This is a genomic window from Virgibacillus sediminis (assembly GCF_042643265.1).
Lineage (GTDB): Bacteria > Bacillota > Bacilli > Bacillales > Amphibacillaceae > Virgibacillus_O > Virgibacillus_O sediminis.
The window spans coordinates 1-22,256 of sequence record NZ_JBHRRZ010000031.1; the positions used below are offsets into that span (position 1 = coordinate 1).

Genomic DNA, 22,256 nt, shown 5'->3' on the forward strand with positions numbered 1-22,256 from the left:
TTAGAATACATATGCACGCAACTCCTATCCTTCTTGTTTCTCGTCAATTCAAGTGTAAAGGATATAGGAGTTTGCGTGTTTTTTTATGCTTAAGTTTTTGGAAACCCCAACATATATTTTAGAGCCATAAAAAAACCTCGGACGAGGCAGCATATGCCAAGTCCGAGTTAAGGTCTACTCATTCACTTCTGTTAATACCGTTTCTGATGTGTAGCCATTTTCTCCTGTTGCTTCCATGGTTTCCTTGACAACTCCCACGCCTGGTGCGAAATACGTGGTGAAGATGGTTTGATTGTCCGTAGTGCTGGAAGTAGTCGTGCTTCTGACTACATAGACATTTTCATAAGTTCCTGCAGGTACGGAAACTGTTTCTGTCGTGGAAATGATTTCTGGCTGTCTGGTATCCCCTTCCCCTTGATTTTCTACGTCCAGGATGGTTTCCGTGGAGTTGATTGCTTCAAAGCTATCCAATTTGCTTGACGTATCTTCCGGGTTGGATTCCTTATAGACCAATTCAATCCGGTCGGAGGTCCAGTTCAAAATCTGCAACTCCACCATATCTCCGAAAGAAATATTCCTTTGCAGATGGTTCTCGTCCTCTGCGACAATATCATAGGTGATTTCGAACTCGTCATCTTGTACAAAGATCTTTGTCATTCCAGGTTCAGGGCGATACTCCTTCATCCCCTGTTCACCACCAGCTTCTTCACCTGCAGCTGTTTCCTCTGAAGAATCCTCATTTACTGTATCTTCTTTGTTCTCTGCCGCTTCTTCATCATTTGATGCTGCGTCTTCCTGGTTGGAGTCCTCATCAGCTGATTCTTGATTGGTCTCGCTCTCGTTATTTTCGGTTTCCTGTTCTTCCTGACCTGTTTCTTCTGTTGTCTCATCTTCTCCTTGATTCTCAGAAGCACTTTCCTTTGACGTATCATTCGAGCAAGCAGCAAGTACAAGTGCAAGCGCAAGGAAAAGCAGCCATATCATTTTCTTCATATATATACCTCCTAATAGTAATCAAGCTTATCCATCGAGGTAGTTCGATGGATAAGCTTGTCATTAAAATACCCAGACTACTTCGTCCGTAGCTGTATGGATTACTTTGGTATTCTTCCATTTTTGTGCGTATTCTATTGCATCATCTTTTGAAAAAGATTCATAAAGCACACCATGTACGGAATGTGTCACAGCATAGGTTGGCTGTAAGTAATTGGACCAGAGAAGCTCTCCTGTCTCCTCATTGACGACTTTCGTATTCAACCAGGCTCCCGCGTAATCAATGGCACCCTCCAGCGTGGAATCGGCATAGAGCTCGCCTTTCGCTGCATGGATTACCTTGAAATTCTTCTCTGTCACTTGATTACTCTGTTTATCTACATCGAGATAGTTCGACCACAGAAGTTCTCCTGTCTCCTCATTGACGACTTTGGTATTCAGCCAATCCTTAGCGTAATTGATGGCGCCTTCCAGCGTAGAATCGGCATAGAGTTCACCTTTTGCCGCATGGATTACCTTGAAGTTTTTCTCTGTCACTTGATTGTTCTCTTTATCTACATCGAGGTAGTTAGACCAGAGAAGCTCTCCTGTCTTCTCGTTGACAACTTTCGTATTCAGCCAGTCTTCCGCGTAACCAATGGCACCTTCCAGCGTGGAATCGGCATAGAGCTCACCTTTTGCCGCATGGATTACCTTGAAGTTCTTCTCTGTCACTTGATTGTTTTCTTTATCTACATCGAGGTAGTTAGACCAGAGAAGCTCTCCGGTATTTGTGTTGACAACTTTCGTATTCAACCAGTCTTCTGCGTATTCTATAGCGCCATTCAAGCTGTAAGCTGTGTACAGTTCCCCCTTGGCTGCATGAATCACGCTGTAGTTTTTACTTAAATAGTTGGACCAGAGAAGCTCATCTGTCTTAGTGTTGACGACTTTCGTGTTCTTCCAGTCTTCTGCATACTGGATGGCTCCTTCCAAGTTGTAGTCGGAATAAAGCTCACCCTTGGCTGCATGGATGACACTGTAGTTTTTACTTAAATAATTGGACCAGAGGATGTTATCTGTTTCATTGTCCAAGATATAGGTATTCTTCCATTTCTTCGCAAAATCCAAAGCCATCTCCTCTGTCGCGAATGGTTCTTCGAGAAGACCTTTGGCTGCATGGTGTACCTCATATCTCGTGTCAATGTTCGTAAATGTTACTTCCTGTCTAGCTTTATCGAATACATAGACGTTATCGCGGGACTTCGCATATGTAAGCGCCGCACCCTCAGTTTCATATATTCGTAGTCTTTCTCCGCTTTCATTGTAGACTTCATAGACATTAAAGTAACTGTCGATGCCCCTCGCGAGAGCTTCTGCTTTCTTCTGCTGATCGGAGGATGACTTGATGTTCCTTTCCTCTGTCGGGTTGGACATATATCCCATTTCCGCCAGTATGGATGGAACCTGTGCATTTCTTGTAACGTATAAGTTATTGGAAACAATGCCCCGTCCCTCAGTAACCGGCGCATAACTCAATACATTGGTATGGACTACTTTGGCCAGCCTTCTGCTTTCCGGAGAATACTTCACCTGCAGTGGATCTGGCGGGTACGAGCTGCTGATACCATCCTTGATATCAAAATAGTAGGTTTCATAACCTCTCATTGCCGGGTTGGATGGCAGCGCATTGTGGTGAATGGAAATAAAGATGGTATTATCCCTGTCCTCTACCATGCCATTTGCAACTTTCATCCGCTCACGCAGGTCAGCTGATGAGGAATAGGAAGAAAAATGCTTGTCCGTCGTCCTCGTCATCTTTACGTTATAACCCTTGTTTACCAGCACGGCTCTAAGCTTCTGACTGATCTCCATGTTGGCATGTTTTTCATAGTAGCCTGTACTGGCTCCCGAGTAACCGGATGTTCCGGTATACCTTCCGCCGTGTCCTGGGTCAATGATGACTGTCTTCTCAGCCATGGCCAGAACGGGAAACCCGAGAATCAGAAAGATTGCAACAGCCGCTAATGTAATTAACTTTCCTTTCATTTATGTCCCTCCTGTGATTTTTTTGTGCGGGGTGTTAGCGACATACACCCGGCGTATAGGAAGCATACAACTACCCATAATTGAGGTAATTCAGTGCGAAATATAATAGTCTCGTAGATTTTGTAGAAATAAGTGGATAATTGTAACCTATCACCGTTCATATGATACCATATTCTACCTCAATTGGTTAGTATTTTTGTAAAAACGACAAAAATTTACCGAAAATGAGCCATGGGTAAGCCAATTTTCGGTAAATAGAACTTCTGTAGCCATATAGATGGATACGCGGATTACTCATTTGCCGCTGTCATTCCCTATTCTTCACTTTAATCTCCTCATTTCCGGTAATGAGGTAATTCAGCTCCTCTTCCGGAATGTCGTTCAGTTCCTTCCGCTTCATGAAGTAGAAGATCAGGCCGAGCACAATCCAGGCGACCAGTGCAATCCGTGACTCGATGCCGAGGAAGGCGGGCGAGCCTGGGATTAGCAGCAGCGCCAGGAAGGTGAGGCTCGCGATCATGCCAAGTAGGGCAAATGCCTTCCTGCCCGGTGCCACGACATGCTTGTCTGGGTCGAAACCTTGCCCCTTATTGCGCTTGAACAGGCTGAACGCCGTATAACAGGTATAGAAGTAGGCGATTGTCACGCCGATGGACGACATATCCACCACCCAGACGAGCGCTTCACGGCCGAACCATGGCGCAATCATCGATACGACGACAGCGAAGATGATGCCGAGGTATGGTGTTTCATATTTCGGGTGCAACTTGGAAAAGGCGCCCGGGATGATTTTTGCTCGGGACATCGCAAACAGCAGCCGGCTGGTCGAGATGATGAAGCCGTTCAGGCCGGTGAAAATTCCCATACTGAGCGCCACCACGAGGAGTACCAGGCCAAATGTGCCGAGCAGCTCCTGGATCGCCACCCCTGTTCCCCATGCATGGCCTTCTGCCACAAGTGCTTCCCATGGCTGGGTCATCGCTGTCGCCAGGATCATCATGCTGTACAGGATTGCTGCAGCCAGAATGGCGAAAATGATCAGGGAGAACGCCTTCTTTGAGGAAAACTTGAACTCCTCCGCGGCTTGCGGCACATTGTCAAATCCGACATAGGCCCACGGCGCAATCGCAACGATGGATATAATTGCCGCAAATGCGGTCGTTTCCGCCGGGAAGTAGGCATCGATGTTGCCGAGCCCCGCACCAGGCTGTGCACCGACCGCCAAGGTGACTGTCACGATACTTGCGATCATCACCAGACAGAAATAAAACTGCACGCGGCCGGTGATGCTTGCCCCGCGGATGTTCATGAAACCGAAGAATCCGAGCAGGATGGCAGCAATAAGAATTTCCATTCCATATACTTCCCAGCCCGCAATCTCATAAAGATACAAGTTTTCTATTACTGCAGGAAACACAAATTTTATCATTAATGCAAACGCCGAGGCATTCAATGCCACAATACATATGTAGCCAAGTGTCAGAAACCACCCGCTCACAAAGGCATGTGTCCGCCCAAGGCTGATAAACGCATAGGCAAACTCACCCCCGGAAACCGGGAAGCTTTTAATCAAGAACCCGTAACTCACCGCAATCAGCATCATCAACAGCGCACCAATCAGGAAACCGATGATAACGCCCGCCGGACCGGCTGTCGCCATCCAGTTGGTCGGCTGCACAAACGCACCCCAACCAATCGATGAACCCAGCGCGATCGCCCAGACCCACTGCGGCTTCAGGGATTTTTTTAATGTCGTTCTTTTCTCCATGTATGAAATCTCCTTTTTATTAATCCCAGACTTAGTATGTACATCTGTGACTTGAGGATTCTTAAATTATACCAATGATTATGTGATCAGCGCGAACGACCTCTTTTGCTTGATGTGGGAGGGATTTTGTCTAAAAAGCGCGAATTGGCGCCTGATATGAAAGGTGCGGGAAAATATGCGCAGATTTGGGGGAGAATGGGGGGAGAGGTGGATTTGGGGATGGGGAGTGTTGTCTGGATGCGGTTGTTTGGTGCGGTGCTGGGTCCGAGTGTGGTGGGGCGGGGCCCGAGTGAGTGGGTGACGCCTAAGTGCGGTGATCCGGGGCCCGAGTTGGAGTGGGTGACGCCTAAGTGCGGTGATCCGGGGCCCGAGTGAGTGGTCGTGAGGCCCGAGTGCAGTGGGTCGGGGCCCGAGTTGCGATGGGTGGCGCCCGAGTGAGTGGTGATCGCGCCCGAGTTGCGGTGGGTGACGCCCGAGTGCAGTGGGTCGGGGCCCGAGTGCGGAGTGGTGGCGCCCGAGTGAGCGGGGTTAACGCTCGAGCGCGGTGGGGCGGGGCCCGAGTCTAACCCGCCCCCCTTGAGTTTATTATTTCTTCCCTCCGGAAATAATCATTACATAAGCATTAAGAAGGGATGATGTATAATGAGTAACCGTTTTGATGATAAAGTCGTATTAATTACAGGTGGGGCATCCGGCCTAGGACAGGCTGCAGCTTTCCAGGTTGCTAAAGAGGGCGCAAAGCTCTCCTTGGTAGACCTTAATAGTGATTCACTAGAGGAAACAAAGGAATTAATTAGAAAAGAAGCTCCTGAAGCAGAGGTACTCTTGATTACTGCCGATGTTTCAAAAGAAGAAGATGTAAAAAATTATGTGAAGCAAACAACAGACCGTTTTGGGAAAATCGATGGGTTCTTTAATAATGCTGGAATCGAAGGCAAACAGAATCCTACAGAAGATTACGGCTCGGATGAGTTCAACAAAGTGGTCGGCATTAACCTCAATGGTGTGTTTTATGGAATGAAATACGTGCTGGAAGTAATGAAAAAACAAGGTTCTGGAGCGATAGTCAATACCGCTTCTGTCGGAGGTATCCGGGGTGTCGGGAACCAGTCCGGATATGCAGCCAGCAAGCATGGCGTTGTCGGATTGACCAGAAACTCTGGAATTGAATACGGTCAATATGGTATCAGCATCAAGGCCATTGCCCCAGGTGCTATTATGACACCGATGGTAGAAAATTCCCTGAAGCAAATGGGCGGAGACAATTGGGAAGAAGCAGGAAAGGAATTTGTCAGTGTCAACCCGATGAAACGGTTTGGTAAGCCGGAAGAAGTCGGAAGCCTTGTATCATTCTTGTTATCGGATGAAGCTGCTTTCATCAATGCAGCAGTTATTCCGATAGATGGCGGCCAATCGTATAAATATTAATAGAAGTGCTTTAATATAAGCGCATTGAAGACGGCGGCCTTCCCAGCGGTATCTGCTCGGGCAACATGAGGCTGCACTCGGGCCGCGCAGCCTCCCTAACCAAAGAAAGAGCCGGCATCCCTAAGGTACCGGCTCTTTCACTTATATTATTTTCTTTTGCTTTTACCTGCTTTTCCTTTTGACCCCATGATTACTTCTTCTGACACATTGCCTGCGTAATCCGTTGCCACGACTTTTACCGACTGGCTTGGGTGGATGCCGGTCAATGTATGTTCGGCGTCATCGCCTGATAACGGCTCATCCAGTGCGGAGTCACCATCGACGATCACATCCCAGGAGGCGATTCCGCTTCCGCCGTTGTCCTCCACTCCCACGCTCAGTTCACCCTGTTCGTGGTTGATTTTTGCTTCCACAACAGGTGCGGTGGTATCGAGAATCACTGGCAGCTGGATCTGCTGCGACTCTGCTCCTTCATAGTGGATCACTGCTTCGGCCTGCAGGTAGTACTGGCCTTCTGGTGCCTTTTCCCCATTAATGGTTCCGTCCCAGAGGTAGTCCTCGGACAGGTAGTATGGCGGGAACAACCCGCTGTCATAGTAGTTCTTTGGCATAAATTCTTCTTCCGCGAATATTTCGACCGAGTTCCCCTCCGCATCGAGCACCTCGAAGGTTATCTCAGCGGCATTCCGCAATAGGGAGAAGATCATGCCAGCGTCATCCTGTATGCCATCATTATTAGGAGAGAAGGCGATTTTTTCTGGCTCTACTGCCCCGGTGGTGAGATTTTCACCGAGAAAGCCGTATTGACCTTCGCCCATATTGGAAATGACGCCGGTCATGCCGTAATAGCTCATTGGATCCCATACCGGGGTGTCAAAAATCGGTGCGGCATCCCATCCCCCTTTGAAGCCGACATATGGAACGGTCAGCTGTGGATGTTTGTCTGTCGGGTCTGTCAGTGTGACAAAGCCTTCAAGCCAATAGCCGTTGGTGAAATGCTGCTTTACCGATTCATCCCACTCGCTGACATCAATGGTTACGGTGAAGGTTGCTGATCCATTAGCGGGCACTTCTATCTTATTGGAGGCTTTCCCGTCAACAGTCGCCGCTCCTTCCAATTCATAGGCACCAAACAAGTTAGGCGCTGTTATCATGAATGCTCCTGTATTTACCGGAGTGTCTGTCTGGGCATTTGCTTCGACTTCATACTTCACTTTTTTGTCGGAGAAGTTTTCTGCGGTCAGTTCAAAGCTTACCTCATTCTCCGTTACCTCTTTCAATGCAACTTTTGCTTCATTCGTGTTCGTGTCTGTTACCACCACCGGCGTGGACAGGGCGGCATGCAACTGCATGAGTCCTGCTCCCTGGCGGCGCGGCGACACTTTTGCCCCTTGGAAGTCCACCGGCTCGGAGGTGTTCATCATGAGATTTTTGGCCAATTTGACGCGGTCCGCCCCGTCATAGCCGAATTCCTCATCCATCCGCTCCAGCACGAGCGCTCCGCCGCCGGAGACATGTGGCGCCGCCATGGAGGTTCCGCTCATCAGGCCGTACTCATTATCATTCAATGTCGAATAGATTTGCCCGCCCGGTGCCGTGATTTCTGGCTTGAAATCTAACTCAGGCGTCAGCCCCCACGAGGTGAAGGCACTCATCTGGCCTGCCTCCGGATTGGCGATGGTAGTCTTTTCCCCTGAAAAATTAATGGAAACTTCTTGGCCGTTCTGGAGCGCCTCTGCCAGCTTGTCTCCATCACTCTTTTGCATGAACAGCTGGGGGATGGTTATGGCTGGATCTGTCGCCATGTTGACCATGCCGTCAACATTATTATAAATAATTACCCCAGCCGCTCCGGCCACCTGTGCATTCAGGGCTTTTTCCGTAAATGGCAGTTCGCCGCGCTGGATCAGTGCGTATTTTCCTTCCAACTCTTTGCCTTCAAAATCTTCTGGAAAGCCAAGTCCCGCTTCGACTAGGCCGAATGATTTCTGTTCGACATCATTGGGATGTGTACTGCCTGCGGAGAGGAATGCTGCCTGTTCCACAGTGCCGTCGATCGCGAGTTCCAGGGCATCCACTTGCATATGGCTGTTTTCAAAGGATGCCACCTGCAGGGAATCCTTCGCGACACCCGGCGAGCCGCTCACACCGTAGTCCGGATTGGATGCATATGGATAGAAGAATCCGTCTCCGAACAGGGCGGAGTTTCCGGCAGAGATAGACATCAGGACACCATTATCCACAGCCCGGCTGACCGCCTGCTGCTCCGGTGACTCCTCGCTTACGAAGCCGGACGGCGAGCCGAGGCTCATGTTCAGCACATCCGCTCCCAGCTTGATCGCGTCATCAATCGCTTTGATGTAGATGTCGCCATAGGTGGACTGGAACTCCGGATCATTGCCGAACACCTTCAGTGCCAGCAGCTGGGCTTCTGGTGCGACCCCTTTAATGCCGCCACTGTCTGTATCCCCGTTCGCCCCTACCGTCCCGGCAACATGCATGCCATGATAGGATGCTTCCGCATGAATTTCGCGGATTTCGTTATTATCATCCATATAATTGTAGCCGTATGGAACTTTTTCCGAATAGAACTGCCCCGGCAGCCCCTCTTCCTCGACCGTCTCCTGGACAAACTCCTTGGTGAGCTCGGCCGTCTGGTGGTCGGAAAGTACCATATCGCGGTGGCTTGGATCGATGCCGGTATCAATGATTCCGACCACCATGCCTTCACCTGTATGGCCATAGGTGCGCCATGCTTCCTGCGCCTCGACCAGCTCCTTGCTGTAGGCCATATCCGGCTCGGCAATCGGACGTTCATAGGTATTCACCATGTGTACGGCCTTGACCTCCGGAATCTCCTCGATCTTCTCGATATCTTGGCGCTTCACTTGGGCGCTGAAACCATTGACGATAGCAGAGAATTCCTCCTCGAATTTCACCCATAGCCCCTTTGCCTGCATTTCATCCTTTACATTTTGCTGTACAGCCTCCGCTGCACGCTCCAAGCCGGTCTTTTTAGGCTTGTCCATATCTTTATAGCGGACACCTTCCCTAGTCGCCTCTTCGACCGGCGCCTCCCCTTCCATTTCCACAATGACCCTTACTTCCTGATCTGGATTTGTTTCCCTTAACTCATCCTTACCTATCGTCGGCTTCTGTTCGTTCAACTGCGGCAGCTGTCCCAGCGCACTTGCAATGGAAACATTCCCCAGCACCAGCAGCACCGCCATCACTATGACGGCAATCTTCTTCCCCATTTTCTTCCCCCCTAGAAATTAATCATTCATGTACAGCCTTGTTTCCGATCCCCCTCACACAAGCTGTCTTTACAAAATATTCAGATATCATTAATCCTATAAAATACTAGAACAATCTGCTAGAGTCGAAAGTCCCGGGTTTCAGGAAAAATTTGTAAATTTATGGGATGCTGGCGCCCGAGTTGCAGTGCATGCAGCCATATTAAAACCCGGACCAGTGTTGCATGTGGTCCGGGTACATAAATCTATTTATCTGCTTTTGCCTTTTTCCATTTTCCGCAATACTTTCCGCAGGCGGTCGACGACGGGGCGTTTGCCGCCCATGACGACGCCGGCGAGTTCGGCGAAAATATGGAGAAGGGACAAGAACAGGAGCATGACAACCAGGACGGTGGTCATGCTGGCGCTGGACAGCAGGATGGCCAGCAAGCCGAACAGGGCGCTGAAGCCGTAGATGATCAGCACGGTTTTCCGGTGGCTGTATCCGTTGGCAATCAGCTGGTAATGCAGGTGGCGCTTGTCGGCGCTCATGATGTTCTGGCCATGGTAGGCACGGCGGAACATGGCCTGCAGGGTGTCGAAAATCGGCACGGCCAGGATGATCAGTGGGACGATGAAGCCGAATAATGTGACTTCCTTGAACAGCCCCTGGATGGAAACGACGGCGATCATAAACCCTAAAAAGTTGGAACCCGTGTCCCCCATGTATATCGAGGCCGGGAAAAAGTTATGATATAGGAAGCCTAGATTTGCACCGATCAATGCAATCGACAGGATGGTCACTAATGCCTGCCCGTCTATCAGCGACATGACAAAGATGGTAATCAGGGCGATGGTCGAGACCCCTGTCGCAAGACCGTCGAGGCCGTCGATCAAATTGATGGCATTGGTGATGCCGACAATCCAAAATACCGTGATCATCACACTGAAAAAGCCGAGCTCCACCCGCCCAAATACCGGCAGGGTCAAGTATTCGATGATCAAGCCGGAGGAAATCAGAAATGATGCACCAATCAGCTGTCCGGTCAGCTTGATGACCGGCCTCAGGGTGAAGCGGTCATCAAGGAATCCGGTGATGACGATCGCCAGCGCCCCGAGCAGGATCTCGGGCAGATGCTCATGGGACGGCTGGAGGTAAAGGGCGCCAAGGAAGGCACCGGCAAAGATGGCAAGCCCGCCGATCCGCGGAATCGGCTTCTGATCCTTTTTCCGGTAATCGGGTTTGTCCACCGCGCCGATAACTACGGCAAATTTATTGACAACATAGGTCAGAAGCAGGGTGGCAATCAGCGATATCAGGAATGCAATTGCTAAATCCATGTAAGTAAACATAATTTTCTCCAATCGTAATCGTACATTTCAATCTATCTTGATGATTATACCAAATATGCTAGAGTTCGACAAAACTATTGTTGCCCTCTCCCCCGTCACAACGTATAGTATTATAATAGATGAAATTTACATAAGCTGGTGGAAGGAGGCGGGCATATCATGAACAATCAACCAGAAAAGATCTGCATGCTGGCAGGCAAGATCATGTTGGAGAGCGGGGCGGAGACACATCGGGTCGAGGATACGATGAACCGGATGGCCGCCGCCTGCGGGCTGGAGAGTGCCCACAGCCTTGCCATGCCGACAGGGATCTATTTTTCCAGTGGAGCAGCGGAAATCACTAATTTCATGCGGATCACCAGCCGCGCGACAGCAGACCTGGATACCATCGATCAAGTGAACACCGTCTCGAGGCAACTGACCGCCGGAGAACTGGACATAGAGGATGCCGGCAATAGGTTGAAAAAGATAGATAAGCACCGGGTCGCCTATAAGGAATGGATCCAGGTCATCGCGGCCGCTTTTGTGAGCGGGAGCTTCACCATCATGTTCGGTGGCACCTGGCCGGATTTCCTCCCGGCCTTCATTGCCGGCGGCGGAGGTTATGCGGGGATGCTCGTATTTGACCGGTTTCTTGACATCACTTTCCTCTCCGAATTCTTCGGCTCCTTCGTGCTCGGGCTGCTTGCGGTGATATTTGTAAATACCGGCTTTGGTGTCCATCTGGACGACATCATTATCGGGGCCGTCATGCCGCTCGTGCCGGGGCTGCATATCACCAATGCGACGAGGGATCTTTTGGCGGGGCACCTTGTCGCCGGCGTGTCGAAAGGTGTCGAGGCGATGATCACCGCCTTTGCCATCGGAGCCGGAGTAGCCGTGGTGGTCGGGTTTCTTTAAAAGCCATGGCTGCCGTTTAGACGTGTCCAGTAGGGGCAGCTACGCACTGTCGTGAGGCCAGAGCATTCCCATCGGATTACCCGTTCAGGGAATCTCGGAAAATCTCTCTTTTAAAGCTGTATAGGGGCCTGCCTGCTCACAAATGCTATAACGCTTAGAATTTTATACTTTCTTACTCAACAAGGGGGAAGTGACATGATGATACTATCACAGCTGGCAACCAGCTTTGTAGCGGCTGCCGGCTTCGGGATTCTGTTCAATGCACCGAAAAAATCACTGATCCAGTGCGGGTTCGCCGGCATGGCCGGATGGATTCTCTATTACCTCCTGGTCCAGCAGGGGATGGATGCTGTGCCTGCGACCATTTTCGGTGCGATGCTCGTAGCTGTCGTTACGCAGGTTTTCGCCAAAGTCTATAAGACGCCGATCATCGTCTTCCATGTCTCCGGCGTGATCCCGCTGGTTCCTGGCGGTGTTGCTTATGATGCGATGCGGAATTTCGTGGAAAATGACTATACGGCCGCTGTCCAGCTGTCCGCCCAGGTGATGCTACTGGCTGGCGGCATTGCGATTGGCCTGATGTTTTCCGAAGTGGTCAATCAAAGCATCCGCAAAATTCCGTTAAAAAGACGCGCAAAATAAAAAATTTAGTTTCAACGTTTGATTTAAATGCCGAACAGCTATACAATTAACTATTATCTGAAAAGAATTGAGGGGATTATATTGACTGACCAACAACGACCGAAAAGTGTAATTGTCATATTCGGGGCAACGGGAGATCTAGCCAAGCGAAAACTATTCCCTTCCATTTACCGACTTTACCAGAATGGAAAGATCAGTGAGGATTTTGCCGTCATAGGGCTTGCTAGAAGACCCTGGACGAATGATACATTCCGTGAAAATGTGGAAATTTCCATTGAGGAGACAGTCTCTCCTGCAACGGACCTGGAGGAATTCTCTTCCCACTTCTACTATCAATCCTTTGATGTAACGGAACCATCCTCCTACAACGGCCTCAACGAACTGTTGAATGAATTGGAAGGTACATATCAGACAGAAGGAAACCGGATTTTCTACTTGGCAATGGCTCCCGAATATTTTGGAAGCATCGCCAACAACCTAAGGAAATACGGACTGAAGGAAACCGAGGGCTGGACACGCCTGGTCATCGAGAAGCCATTCGGCCATGACCTCAAAAGTGCCAAGGAACTGAACAACCAGATCCGCGAAGCCTTCAATGAGGACCAGATTTACCGGATCGACCATTACCTCGGCAAGGAAATGGTGCAGAATATCGAAGTCATCCGGTTTGCGAACGGGATTTTTGAACATCTTTGGAATAATCGGTTCATCTCCAATATCCAGATCACATCCAGTGAATCACTTGGTGTCGAAGAACGGGCACGCTACTATGACCATTCCGGTGCAGCCAGGGATATGGTGCAGAACCATATGCTGCAGATGGTTGCCCTGCTCGCCATGGAGCCGCCGATCAACCTGACAACCGACGAAATCCGGTCGGAGAAAATCAAGGTGCTGCGCGCCCTGCGAAATTTGACAGAAGATGAAGTTGATGAAAACTTTGTCCGCGGACAATATGGACCAGGCGTCATTCGCCGCCGGAATGTCAATGGCTACCGGGAAGAAGCAGAGGAGCTCGCCTATTCACAGACGGAAACCTTTGTGGCCGGGAAAGTCATGATCGACAACTACCGCTGGGCCGGTGTTCCATTCTACATCCGGACAGGCAAGCGCCTTGCTGAAAAAGCGACCCATATCGTCGTGGAGTTCAAGGATATTCCGATGAACCTCTATTACGAAGATCAGAAGAAGAATCCGAACCTGCTGGTGATCAGCATCCAGCCGAATGAAGGGATCACCCTGTTCCTGAACGCGAAAAAATCCGGCCATGGCTCTGCTGCCCAGCCGATCCAGCTTTCCTACAACAATGAAGGCGTAAACGGCATCAATACACCGGAAGCCTATGAAAAATTGTTGTTCGACTGCATGCAAGGAGATACCACCAACTTTACCCACTGGGATGAAGTGGCAAACTCTTGGGAATACATCGATTCCATTCTGGAAACGTGGGCGAACCGGGAACCGGACTTCCCTAACTACAACTCCGGCTCGATGGGGCCAGACGAAGCAGACAAGCTGCTGGAGAAAGACGGATTCCATTGGTGGCCGATCACCGATGTTATTAAGTAAGGAGGAATTTCGCAATGAAAATGTATGATGTATCAGCGGAAATCTATGAAGGGATGCCCGTGTACAAAAACAAGGAAGAAAAGCAGCCGAAGATCAGCACCGTGACCAATGGCCATGTGACCGAATCACGGATCGACCTGGACCTGCATACCGGCACCCATGTCGACTCCCCATTACATATGATTAATGAGGGAGAAACGATGGAAACCATTAACATCGAGGACCTTGTCGGCAAGGTGAAGCTGTTCGACGTCACCCATGTCGAGGACCGTATCACCAAAGAGGATATCGAAGGTTTCCCGATCGACCGTGGCGATTTCATCCTGTTCAAAACGAAAAATTCTCAGGAGGATGCATTTAATTTCGAATTTATCTTCGTCGCAGCCGATGCAGCAGAATACCTGGCTGAGATCGGCATCAAAGGGGTCGGCATCGACGGACTCGGCATCGAGCGCAGCCAGCCTGAGCACCCGACACACCGCACCCTGTTCGAAAACCGGGTCATCATCGCGGAAGGGCTTCGCCTCCTGGACGTACCCGAAGGCGAATACTTCATGGTCGCAGCGCCGCTCCGCATCAAAGGCACCGACGCCTCCCCGGCCCGTGTGCTGCTGTTTGAAGGAGTCAGCATCACTTAATATGGATCACTAAATGAAAACGAAGGCCTAATGTGGCCTTCGTTTTTTTTGCTTATATATAGTGTGGCGCTTGAGTTGTGGCGGGTGCGGCCCGAGTGTGGTGGGGCGGCGCCCGAGTTGAAGTGCGTACGGCCCAAGTGTGGTGGTACGGCACCCGAGTTGTGGTGGGTGCGGCCCGAGTACCAAGGTCGGGCGCCTGAGTAATGAGCCGCACCACTTTCATCTAATCTTTGGAATAGATTTCTTTTAATAAATCCCTCTTCTTCTATCCGGCAGTGCTAGTGTAATAAACAGGACGATAGCTGTCAGGATGTGCATAATCATACCGAGCAGCGGGATCCAGGCGATAAGTGAAGTAATGATACCGAGTACACTTCCGCCATATGCGCCACCGTCCTTTCTTGTCAGTACCAGTGTAATTATATGGAGAACCAACATCACGAGCAGCGGCAGCCAGGCATTACTGATGATATAGATTCCGCCAATGATGGGAATCCCAAGTAATGCTTCAAATATCCCAGTTATCAATCTCATGATTTTTGATATCGACATATTATCGCCTCCGTACATTGCAGCTTCTTGATTTCCCTTCTATATTTCCCGATTAGGTTCCAGCTAACACATGAAAACTGGCAGTATCACCAATCAAACTTCAGACTGGTGAAATTACTTCATTTCCCGGGAAATATCGACAATAACTCCCTAATGTTTTCCGCACGCAAAAACGGAGGAAGAAACATAGTCTCCCTCCTCCGTTCTTTTGGTAGAATTCTATTTTAGTGCATCCGGCAATATCGTCAAATCAACGCCCCATAGGATTGGCAGCCAGAAGGTGACCGCGACGACAATCAGAATGATCGAGACAATGTTCAGCCAGAAGCCGTTTCGTACCATTTCGATGATTTTCAGCTTGCCTGTCCCGAAGATGATGGCGTTCGGCGGTGTCCCGACCGGGAGCATGAAGGCATTGTTGGCCGCCATGGCACATGGTACCATCAAAGCATATGGGTGAACGTTCAACGCCACAGCGAGAGAAGCCACCACCGGCAGAATCATGGTTCCTGTGGCAGTGTTCGACGTAATCTCCGTCAGGAACATGACAAGTGTCGTGGACACCAAAATAATCAGCATGAAATTGATGCCCTCGAGAATGGTCAGCTGATCACCGATCCAGTTGGACAGCCCTGTCTCGCTGAATCCGGCGGCAATTGCCAAACCGCCACCAAAAAGCAGCAATATTCCCCATGGGATATTTTTGGAGTCCTCCCATTCGAGTATTTTGGTTCCATGTCCCTTTGACGCGGGAATCAGGAAAAGGAGTACCGTTGCAGTGACGGCGATCATCCCGTCGTTGAGTCCGGGAATTGGCAGGAACTCCTCCCAGATGAATGTCCTCGTGATCCACATGAAGGCGGCAAACAGAAAGACAGCAAGCACTGCTTTTTCCTCGTACCTGATTGTTCCAAGGGCCTCCCTTTCACTTTGGATCAGTTCACGGCCTCCAGGAAGGCTCTTCAGCTTGATTGGGTAAACCATGCGGGTCAGATAGAACCATACAGCAAAAATAAGGATAAATACAATCGGTGCCCCAAACATCATCCAGTCTAGAAAGGAAATCTCTATACCGAATAACTGATTCACCTGGCCGGCGAGAATGATATTCGGCGGTGTCCCGATCAATGTCCCAAGTCCGCCGAGGGTACCACCATAGCCGACCCCGAATATGATTGCTTTTTCAAATTTCTTTAGCTCGCCCTGCTGCTCTTCCCCTTTCATGGACTCACTCACCTGGTAGACGATCGCCAGGCCGATGGGAATCATCATCATGACAGAGGCGGTGTTGGATACCCACATAGAGAGAAAGCCAGTTGCCACCATGAACCCGAGAATAATCCGGTTGGTGCTCGTTCCGATCATATGGATAATGCCAAGGGCCATCCGCTGGTGAAGATTCCATTTTTCCATGGCGGTGGCGATGAAGAACCCGCCAAGAAATAGAAAGATGATATTATCCCCATAGGAAGAAACAACCGTATCACTGTCTAGCGCCCCGAGCACCGGCAGCAGAATAATCGGCAGCAAGGATGTCGCCGGGATGGGAATGGCCTCGGAAATCCACCAGGTAGCAATCCAGAGTGTCGAGGCCAGCACCCCACGTGCCTCGTAACTTAAGCCATCCGGCGTAAAAAACAGCATCGTCATGATGAACAGTACCGGCCCAAGAATCAGCCCGATCAGCTGGCCTTTGGAGTATGCCTGCTTCGGACCACCCCCGCCACCATCATCTCCTCCGTTCGGCGATCCGTTAGAGGCCAATGCCTTATTCTGATCCGCCGCCTTCTTCTCCCCCTCCTTGTCTGCCGTCCTCAATTGGGAAAAAGTAAGCAGCTGCTTCGTTCTGTCATGGGATTCCCATAGGCCCTTCCACAGCATCCCCATTGTTCCATTAGACATAACTCTCATCCATCCTTTCTATGTCAGCGCTTTCCATTAAACATATATGAAACAACTTTCTATGTAAAAAAATTGTTTCCCCTATGATACAATTTTTTCCAATCTTCGACAAATCAAATATATCAAAAAATACGGAAGAGAGCATGAGGAAATTAGACTAGAGAGTTGGCTGGGGAGTTAGTGTGGGGGCCGAGTGCAGTCCATCCCACTCGGGCCACACCACCCATCAATCAAAAAAACTCCCCGCCAATGCGAGGAGTTTCATCTATCCATCTATGCTTCCTTTTTCTTCCTTCTGATCACTTTCCTAGTCAGGTCGTCAAACAAGGTATAGACAACAGGTACAAAGAAGATGGTAAACAGGGAGGAGACGCCGAGGCCGAAGATGAGCGTAACTGCTAGCGGCTGCTGGAGTTCGGCTCCTTCTCCAATGCCGATGGCCAGCGGCACCATTGCGAGGATGGTGGTCAGGGTGGTCATCAGGATTGGGCGCAGTCGGCTGCGGCCGGCTTCGGTGATGGCTTCCCTTCTGTCCATACCGTTTCTTCGTAATATATTGATATAGTCGACCAGCACGATCGAGTTGTTCACCACGATACCGGCGAGCATGATGATGCCGATGAAGGCAACGATGCTGAGCGGCAGCCCTGTGACAAGGAATCCTAGGATGACACCGATCACCGTTGTCGGCAGGGCGAACATGATGATGAACGGGAACAGGAAGTTCTCGAACTGGATCGCCATGACGGCGTAAACCAGGAAGATTGAGAACACCAGGGCGATGGCCAGGTCTGTGAAGGATTCACTCATATCCTGTGCCTGACCGCCGATGGAGTAGTCATAGCCTTCCGGGAAGGTCATGCCATCGAGTGTTGTTTCCACATCTTCAACGACGCTTCCAAGGTCACGCCCCTCCACTTCACTGGAGATGTTTATTTGTGGCTGCTGGTTCTCCCTTGTCAGGGTGACCGGGCCGTTTTCCTGGTCGAGGTCGGCTACCTCACTGAGCGGTACGGCTGCCCCTGTAGGAGCCTGGACCTGCATATTTTCCACATCTTTGATCGTTTCCCGGGCATCTTCTGGGTAGATCAGACTGACATCCATTTCCTGTCCGGCCTCGCGGTATTGGGTCACTACTTGACCGGTGAACCGCATCTGAATCTGGCCAAGGATTTGCTGCTGATTCAGCCCGTACATGGCGGCACGGCTGTTATCGACGTTGATGGCCATTTGCGGCACAGCATCTGAAGCGCCTGAGTTGGGATTGAATACGCCATCCACTTGGGAAATCTCTTCCACGATGTCTGCGGAGATATCGCGGAGGACCTCATGCTCTGGCCCGCTTACCTGGATTTGGAGCGGATCGCCCATTTCCATGCTGTCCATCGCGCTGACGGTGATATCTGCTCCCGGGATGCCGGCAAGTGCCTCATCCAGTTCGACGACAAAGTCACTTGTGGTCACTTCCCGCTCTGCAGCCGGCACCAGCTGCATCGTATAGGTGGCTGTGTTCGGCCCGGAGCCGGTCATAGGATCCCCGCCGGCAAGCACATAGCTTGTTTCGATGGTATCTGCATATTCATCGAGCCGCTTATTGACCTCGCCAACTACTTCCTCCGTCTCTTCCAGGGTACTGCCTGGCGCCGTTTCAGCGGTGATCTGCAACTGCCCCTGGTCGGAGGATGGGATGAACTCCGCACCGATCAGCGGGGTGAGCGCGATACTGCCGACCAATGCCAAAATTGTCAGTGTCACAGATGTCTTGCGGTGGCCAAGCACCCATTCCAGACCGCCCTGGTATCGATCGGCCAGCCAGCCGAGGAAGCGGTCGAACCAATAACGGCGTCCGTTGTCCTCCATTGCTTTTGCCAAAAGCTTGGATGAAAGCATTGGCACCAGCGTGATGGCCACTACCAGCGAGGCGATCAAGGAGAACGAGACAGCCAGCGCAAGTGGTGTGAACATGTCGGAAGCGATTCCTTCCACATAAATGATCGGCAGGAACACGACAAGGGTAGTGGTCGTGGACGCGATAACTGCCGGCGCCAATTCCGAAGCACCTTTTGTCGCGGAATCAAACAAGCTGTATCCGCGCTTGCGGTAGGAATAGATATGCTCCAGGATGACGATCGAACTGTCAACCATCATACCGAGACCAAGCGCCAGCCCGCCCAATGTCAGGATGTTCAGCGTCTGTCCGGTGAAATAAAGCAGGGCAAATGCGGAAATGATCGCAATCGGGATCGATATGCCGATGACCAATGTTGCCCGGATGCTCTTCAGGAACAGCAGCAGTACAAAGGCAGAGATGATTCCACCGATGATTATGTTCAGAAGGACGGAATCAATCGACATCTGAATATATTCGGACGTATCAATCACGACCTCCAGCCCCATGCTTTCCGGCAGCTCTTCCCTTAGATCGGCGATGCCGTCGTTGACATTACCGGCGATTTCGACGGTATTGGCATCCGTCTGTTTCAAGACGGAGAGCACTACGGCCGGCTCCCCGTTTACGAGAGTCATATCGGTTGTTTCTTTATAGGTATCATTCACTTCTGCGATATCTTCTACTTTGACGGTGGCCCCCGTCTCGGTTTGAACAAACGTTTGTTCAATATCTTCGAGGGATTCAAATTCCCCTGTCAGCCTGAGCTGCAGGTCTTGATCCCCTTTTTCCACGGTACCGACAGATGCAGACATATTGGAACCGCTCAAGGAATCGGAAACCGCCTGGGCAGTGACGCCATATTGCTGCATGGCCGCCTCATCGAGCACGACCTGTACTTCTCTTTCTTTTCCGCCCTCGACGGTAACGGAGGCAACTCCCGGCTGCCGCTCCAAATACGGAACAATATCATCGTCCGCTTTCTCGGTCAGGGCTGACGCCTCCTGGCCAGTCAAGCCGACCCACATGACCGGCATCTGATCCGGGCTGAACCGGAGGATGCTCGGGTCGCCGGCCTGATCCGGCAGCATGGCTTTTATACGATCAATGCTTTCCCGAATGTCCAGGAGCGCCTGGTCGATATCTGTTCCGTTCTGGAACATGATCAGGACCAGGGAATTACCGGCCTGTGACTGGGACTGGATGGTGTCAATCCCTTCTATGGAACTGACCGCCGACTCGATCGGCTGGCTGATCAGGTTATCGACATCTTCGGGCGCCGCTTCCTGATAACTCGTTGCCACCACCGCTACCGGCAGATCGATTTTCGGAAACAGGTCAATGGTGAGGCTTCGTACGGAAACCAGCCCGAGTGCGATAATGGCAAGGACAATCATGATGACGCCGACTGGACGTTTGACGGATGTATTTACGATTTTCACGATTTATTCCCCTTCCACTACTTCTACGGTATCGTCATCTGAAAGGTTCGACTGTCCCGTCACAACCACTTCATCGCCCGGCTCGACCTCTCCTTCAATCGCTGCCTCCTCTGTCTGTACCTCGACCGCAGTAACCTCTTTCTTTAAAGCACGGTCATCTTCCACCACATAGACATACGTGTTGCCATCTTCCTCCACCAGCCCAGCGGTCGGAATGATCAAGGCATCTTCCACCAAGGTCTCTGGAATAGTCAGCTCTACAATCATACCTGGCAGAAATTGGCCTTCCTCGTTCGTGATAACTGCTTCCACTGGATAAAGACCTGTGTCATCCGGCATGGAGCGGATTGTGGTTACTTCAGCTTCGTATTCCTCCCCTTCCACTTCCGCCTTCAGTGTGTCTCCTACAGAAAGCAGGCTCCTTACCTGGGCGGTCACCGTGGATTCCACCGTCATTTCACTCATGTCGGCAATGACAGCAAGCGGTTCTTCCGTTGATGCCATATCCCCTTCCTCAACGGACAGGTTCATTACTTCTCCGTCACGAGGGGCGCGGATATTCTGGGTGCCGGCCTGTGTTACCACCGTAGCAAGCAGGTCATCTTCTTCCACTTGATCCCCCTCGGAGACCTCCAATGTGTCGACTTCCCCTGCCGCCTGTAGCATGACCGGTGCAGACTCAGACGGTGACATCCTTCCCGACACCAATCTGTCCACGATTAAATTTCCTTCTTCCACCTCAGCGGTCTCTACCGCCACGGCTGATTCTTCTTCTGTTTCATTTTCAGCGGAATCCTCTTCCGTACATGCGGCAAGCAAAGCAATCAGCAAAACTGCCACGATGCCGAACAACCATTTTTTCATCATTCTGCTCCTCTCCGGACTTTTCTTAATCCAATAGCTCTATATTCCATAATGCTGCGAGCTTCCTGCATTCTTCCTGTACTTCCGGGTAGCGGCTGAAGTGGGAAAACAGCCCTTGGATGACCACGTGGTTCGGTGCATCTGATCCTGCCTCCTGCTCCATCGCCTTCAGCGCCTCCAGCAGCTGGCTGCGCTTTTGCTCCGGTATGGCAAGGGAATTCACTTTCCCACGGAAGACCTCCAAAATTTCTTCCATCGTTTGGGATGATTGCGGCGGATCGAACCGGTAACCGGCAGGGAAACTTTCCAAGGTAATCAGCGGAGCCTCTTCTCCGGCGACCACCCCCCGCACCAGACTATCCATTCTATTCAGGACGAATGCCCCGAGCCGCTCTTTGTCTATCTCGATATCCTCAAGCACGACCCACTTCATATAGCCATGTAATATGCCTTCCATCTGGATTACCAGATCGGCCAGATATGCTTCCACCTGATCACCATAAATAGTGAGGATGTTATCCCGCATCCAGATGAAGCTCTCCCGCTTGGATGTTTCTGCCAGCTTGTCGGTATTTTCGCCGATGGAGATATGCTCCTGAAAATACATGATAATGATTTCTTTATATTTATCCACACAACTCAGCAGGAAATTGATCTGACGTTCCACCTGTTTCCTTGGCGAATGGTCTTCCATGTTTATCTGCCTGAACTCCCGGTAGATCAGATCATGGAAATAGCCGTATGCCGTTGTTACAAAGTCTTCCTTTGATTGGAAATAGATATAGAAAGTTCCTTTGGAGACGCCTGCCTCCTCGGAGATTTCCTGGATGGAGGTGGAATGGTACCCTTTAGCGGCAACCAGCTTCATTCCCGCTTCTATTAACTTCCTTTTCTTCTCATTCATTTTGTACCTCCATTAAAACGGTTTGACACTCCCACGGCTAAAGCCGCAAGCTCAGATCCTTCGGATTTTGAGTGGGATTCTAAAGTACCTTAGCGCCCGCAGTCCATTTCTGTTTTGGACAGGTCTTTAGATGGGGGTGTGCCATCACC

General features: G+C 50.6%; 15 protein-coding genes. 5 read left to right on the forward strand and 10 right to left on the reverse strand.

The window, feature by feature from the left end:
• Positions 1 to 174 precede the first annotated feature (174 nt).
• The 3 genes from ACFODW_RS12385 to ACFODW_RS12395 all read right to left on the reverse strand — a co-directional run bounded on the left by ACFODW_RS12385 (position 175) and on the right by ACFODW_RS12395 (position 4,789).
• Complete coding sequence (locus tag ACFODW_RS12385) at positions 175 to 993, reverse strand: hypothetical protein (protein ID WP_390306911.1); 819 nt, start codon at positions 991 to 993, stop codon at positions 175 to 177.
• Between the two features lie 63 nt (positions 994 to 1,056).
• Positions 1,057 to 3,021 (reverse strand): N-acetylmuramoyl-L-alanine amidase family protein, encoded by a 1,965-nt coding sequence (locus tag ACFODW_RS12390; protein WP_390306913.1) that lies wholly within the window; start codon positions 3,019 to 3,021, stop codon positions 1,057 to 1,059.
• 307 nt (positions 3,022 to 3,328) lie between these two features.
• Positions 3,329 to 4,789, reverse strand: coding sequence for an APC family permease (locus ACFODW_RS12395; RefSeq protein ID WP_390306916.1), 1,461 nt, complete (start codon positions 4,787 to 4,789; stop codon positions 3,329 to 3,331).
• A gap of 642 nt (positions 4,790 to 5,431) precedes the next feature.
• Between ACFODW_RS12395 and ACFODW_RS12400 the strand changes: the two genes are divergently transcribed.
• A complete protein-coding gene (locus ACFODW_RS12400; protein ID WP_390306918.1) occupies positions 5,432 to 6,217 on the forward strand; it encodes a glucose 1-dehydrogenase in 786 nt (261 codons plus the stop codon).
• 146 nt (positions 6,218 to 6,363) lie between these two features.
• Here the strand turns inward: ACFODW_RS12400 and ACFODW_RS12405 are convergent, their stop codons facing one another.
• On the reverse strand, positions 6,364 to 9,474 hold the full coding sequence (locus ACFODW_RS12405) for a S8 family serine peptidase (RefSeq protein WP_390306920.1): 3,111 nt from the start codon (positions 9,472 to 9,474) through the stop codon (positions 6,364 to 6,366).
• A gap of 249 nt (positions 9,475 to 9,723) precedes the next feature.
• Positions 9,724 to 10,806 carry a glycosyltransferase family 4 protein gene (locus ACFODW_RS12410; protein ID WP_390306922.1) on the reverse strand — a complete coding sequence of 361 codons (1,083 nt, stop codon included), beginning with the start codon at positions 10,804 to 10,806 and terminating at the stop codon, positions 9,724 to 9,726.
• 159 nt (positions 10,807 to 10,965) lie between these two features.
• On the opposite strand from ACFODW_RS12410, the gene ACFODW_RS12415 reads away from it, so the two are divergent.
• The 4 genes from ACFODW_RS12415 to ACFODW_RS12430 all read left to right on the forward strand — a co-directional run bounded on the left by ACFODW_RS12415 (position 10,966) and on the right by ACFODW_RS12430 (position 14,555).
• The gene (locus tag ACFODW_RS12415) at positions 10,966 to 11,706 is read left to right on the forward strand and encodes a threonine/serine exporter family protein (protein ID WP_390306924.1); all 741 of its coding nucleotides are present in this window, start codon (positions 10,966 to 10,968) and stop codon (positions 11,704 to 11,706) included.
• A 195-nt stretch (positions 11,707 to 11,901) separates the two neighbouring features.
• The gene (locus tag ACFODW_RS12420) at positions 11,902 to 12,348 is read left to right on the forward strand and encodes a threonine/serine exporter family protein (protein ID WP_390306927.1); all 447 of its coding nucleotides are present in this window, start codon (positions 11,902 to 11,904) and stop codon (positions 12,346 to 12,348) included.
• 81 nt (positions 12,349 to 12,429) lie between these two features.
• A complete protein-coding gene (gene zwf / locus ACFODW_RS12425; protein WP_390306929.1) occupies positions 12,430 to 13,917 on the forward strand; it encodes a glucose-6-phosphate dehydrogenase in 1,488 nt (495 codons plus the stop codon).
• Between the two features lie 14 nt (positions 13,918 to 13,931).
• Positions 13,932 to 14,555, forward strand: a complete 624-nt coding sequence (locus tag ACFODW_RS12430; RefSeq protein ID WP_390306931.1) for a cyclase family protein — start codon at positions 13,932 to 13,934, stop codon at positions 14,553 to 14,555.
• Positions 14,556 to 14,801: 246 nt separating this feature from the next.
• On the opposite strand, the gene ACFODW_RS12435 is transcribed toward ACFODW_RS12430, so the two are convergent.
• The 5 genes from ACFODW_RS12435 to ACFODW_RS12455 form a co-directional block, all read right to left on the reverse strand.
• Positions 14,802 to 15,107: a hypothetical protein gene (locus tag ACFODW_RS12435; protein WP_390306933.1), complete on the reverse strand. Its 306-nt coding sequence runs from the start codon at positions 15,105 to 15,107 to the stop codon at positions 14,802 to 14,804.
• A gap of 219 nt (positions 15,108 to 15,326) precedes the next feature.
• Positions 15,327 to 17,009, reverse strand: coding sequence for an SLC13 family permease (locus ACFODW_RS12440; RefSeq protein WP_390306935.1), 1,683 nt, complete (start codon positions 17,007 to 17,009; stop codon positions 15,327 to 15,329).
• 273 nt (positions 17,010 to 17,282) lie between these two features.
• The gene (locus tag ACFODW_RS12445; protein ID WP_390306937.1) at positions 17,283 to 20,339 is read right to left on the reverse strand and encodes an efflux RND transporter permease subunit; all 3,057 of its coding nucleotides are present in this window, start codon (positions 20,337 to 20,339) and stop codon (positions 17,283 to 17,285) included.
• Between the two features lie 3 nt (positions 20,340 to 20,342).
• Positions 20,343 to 21,206: an efflux RND transporter periplasmic adaptor subunit gene (locus tag ACFODW_RS12450; protein ID WP_390306939.1), complete on the reverse strand. Its 864-nt coding sequence runs from the start codon at positions 21,204 to 21,206 to the stop codon at positions 20,343 to 20,345.
• 22 nt (positions 21,207 to 21,228) lie between these two features.
• Positions 21,229 to 22,107, reverse strand: a complete 879-nt coding sequence (locus ACFODW_RS12455) for a TetR/AcrR family transcriptional regulator (RefSeq protein ID WP_390306941.1) — start codon at positions 22,105 to 22,107, stop codon at positions 21,229 to 21,231.
• Between the last annotated feature and the right edge of the window lie 149 nt (positions 22,108 to 22,256).

Bases quoted from the DNA above. Each gene is read 5' to 3' on its own strand.
- ACFODW_RS12430 (WP_390306931.1), top strand. From the start codon at position 13,932: ATGAAAATGTATGATGTATCAGCGGAAATCTATGAAGGGATGCCCGTG.
- ACFODW_RS12410 (WP_390306922.1), bottom strand. From the start codon at position 10,806: ATGTTTACTTACATGGATTTAGCAATTGCATTCCTGATATCGCTGATT.
- ACFODW_RS12385 (WP_390306911.1), bottom strand. From the start codon at position 993: ATGAAGAAAATGATATGGCTGCTTTTCCTTGCGCTTGCACTTGTACTT.
- ACFODW_RS12420 (WP_390306927.1), top strand. From the start codon at position 11,902: ATGATGATACTATCACAGCTGGCAACCAGCTTTGTAGCGGCTGCCGGC.
- ACFODW_RS12450 (WP_390306939.1), bottom strand. From the start codon at position 21,206: ATGATGAAAAAATGGTTGTTCGGCATCGTGGCAGTTTTGCTGATTGCT.
- ACFODW_RS12390 (WP_390306913.1), bottom strand. From the start codon at position 3,021: ATGAAAGGAAAGTTAATTACATTAGCGGCTGTTGCAATCTTTCTGATT.
- ACFODW_RS12440 (WP_390306935.1), bottom strand. From the start codon at position 17,009: ATGTCTAATGGAACAATGGGGATGCTGTGGAAGGGCCTATGGGAATCC.
- ACFODW_RS12395 (WP_390306916.1), bottom strand. From the start codon at position 4,789: ATGGAGAAAAGAACGACATTAAAAAAATCCCTGAAGCCGCAGTGGGTC.
- ACFODW_RS12435 (WP_390306933.1), bottom strand. From the start codon at position 15,107: ATGTCGATATCAAAAATCATGAGATTGATAACTGGGATATTTGAAGCA.
- ACFODW_RS12400 (WP_390306918.1), top strand. From the start codon at position 5,432: ATGAGTAACCGTTTTGATGATAAAGTCGTATTAATTACAGGTGGGGCA.
- ACFODW_RS12405 (WP_390306920.1), bottom strand. From the start codon at position 9,474: ATGGGGAAGAAGATTGCCGTCATAGTGATGGCGGTGCTGCTGGTGCTG.
- ACFODW_RS12455 (WP_390306941.1), bottom strand. From the start codon at position 22,107: ATGAATGAGAAGAAAAGGAAGTTAATAGAAGCGGGAATGAAGCTGGTT.
- ACFODW_RS12415 (WP_390306924.1), top strand. From the start codon at position 10,966: ATGAACAATCAACCAGAAAAGATCTGCATGCTGGCAGGCAAGATCATG.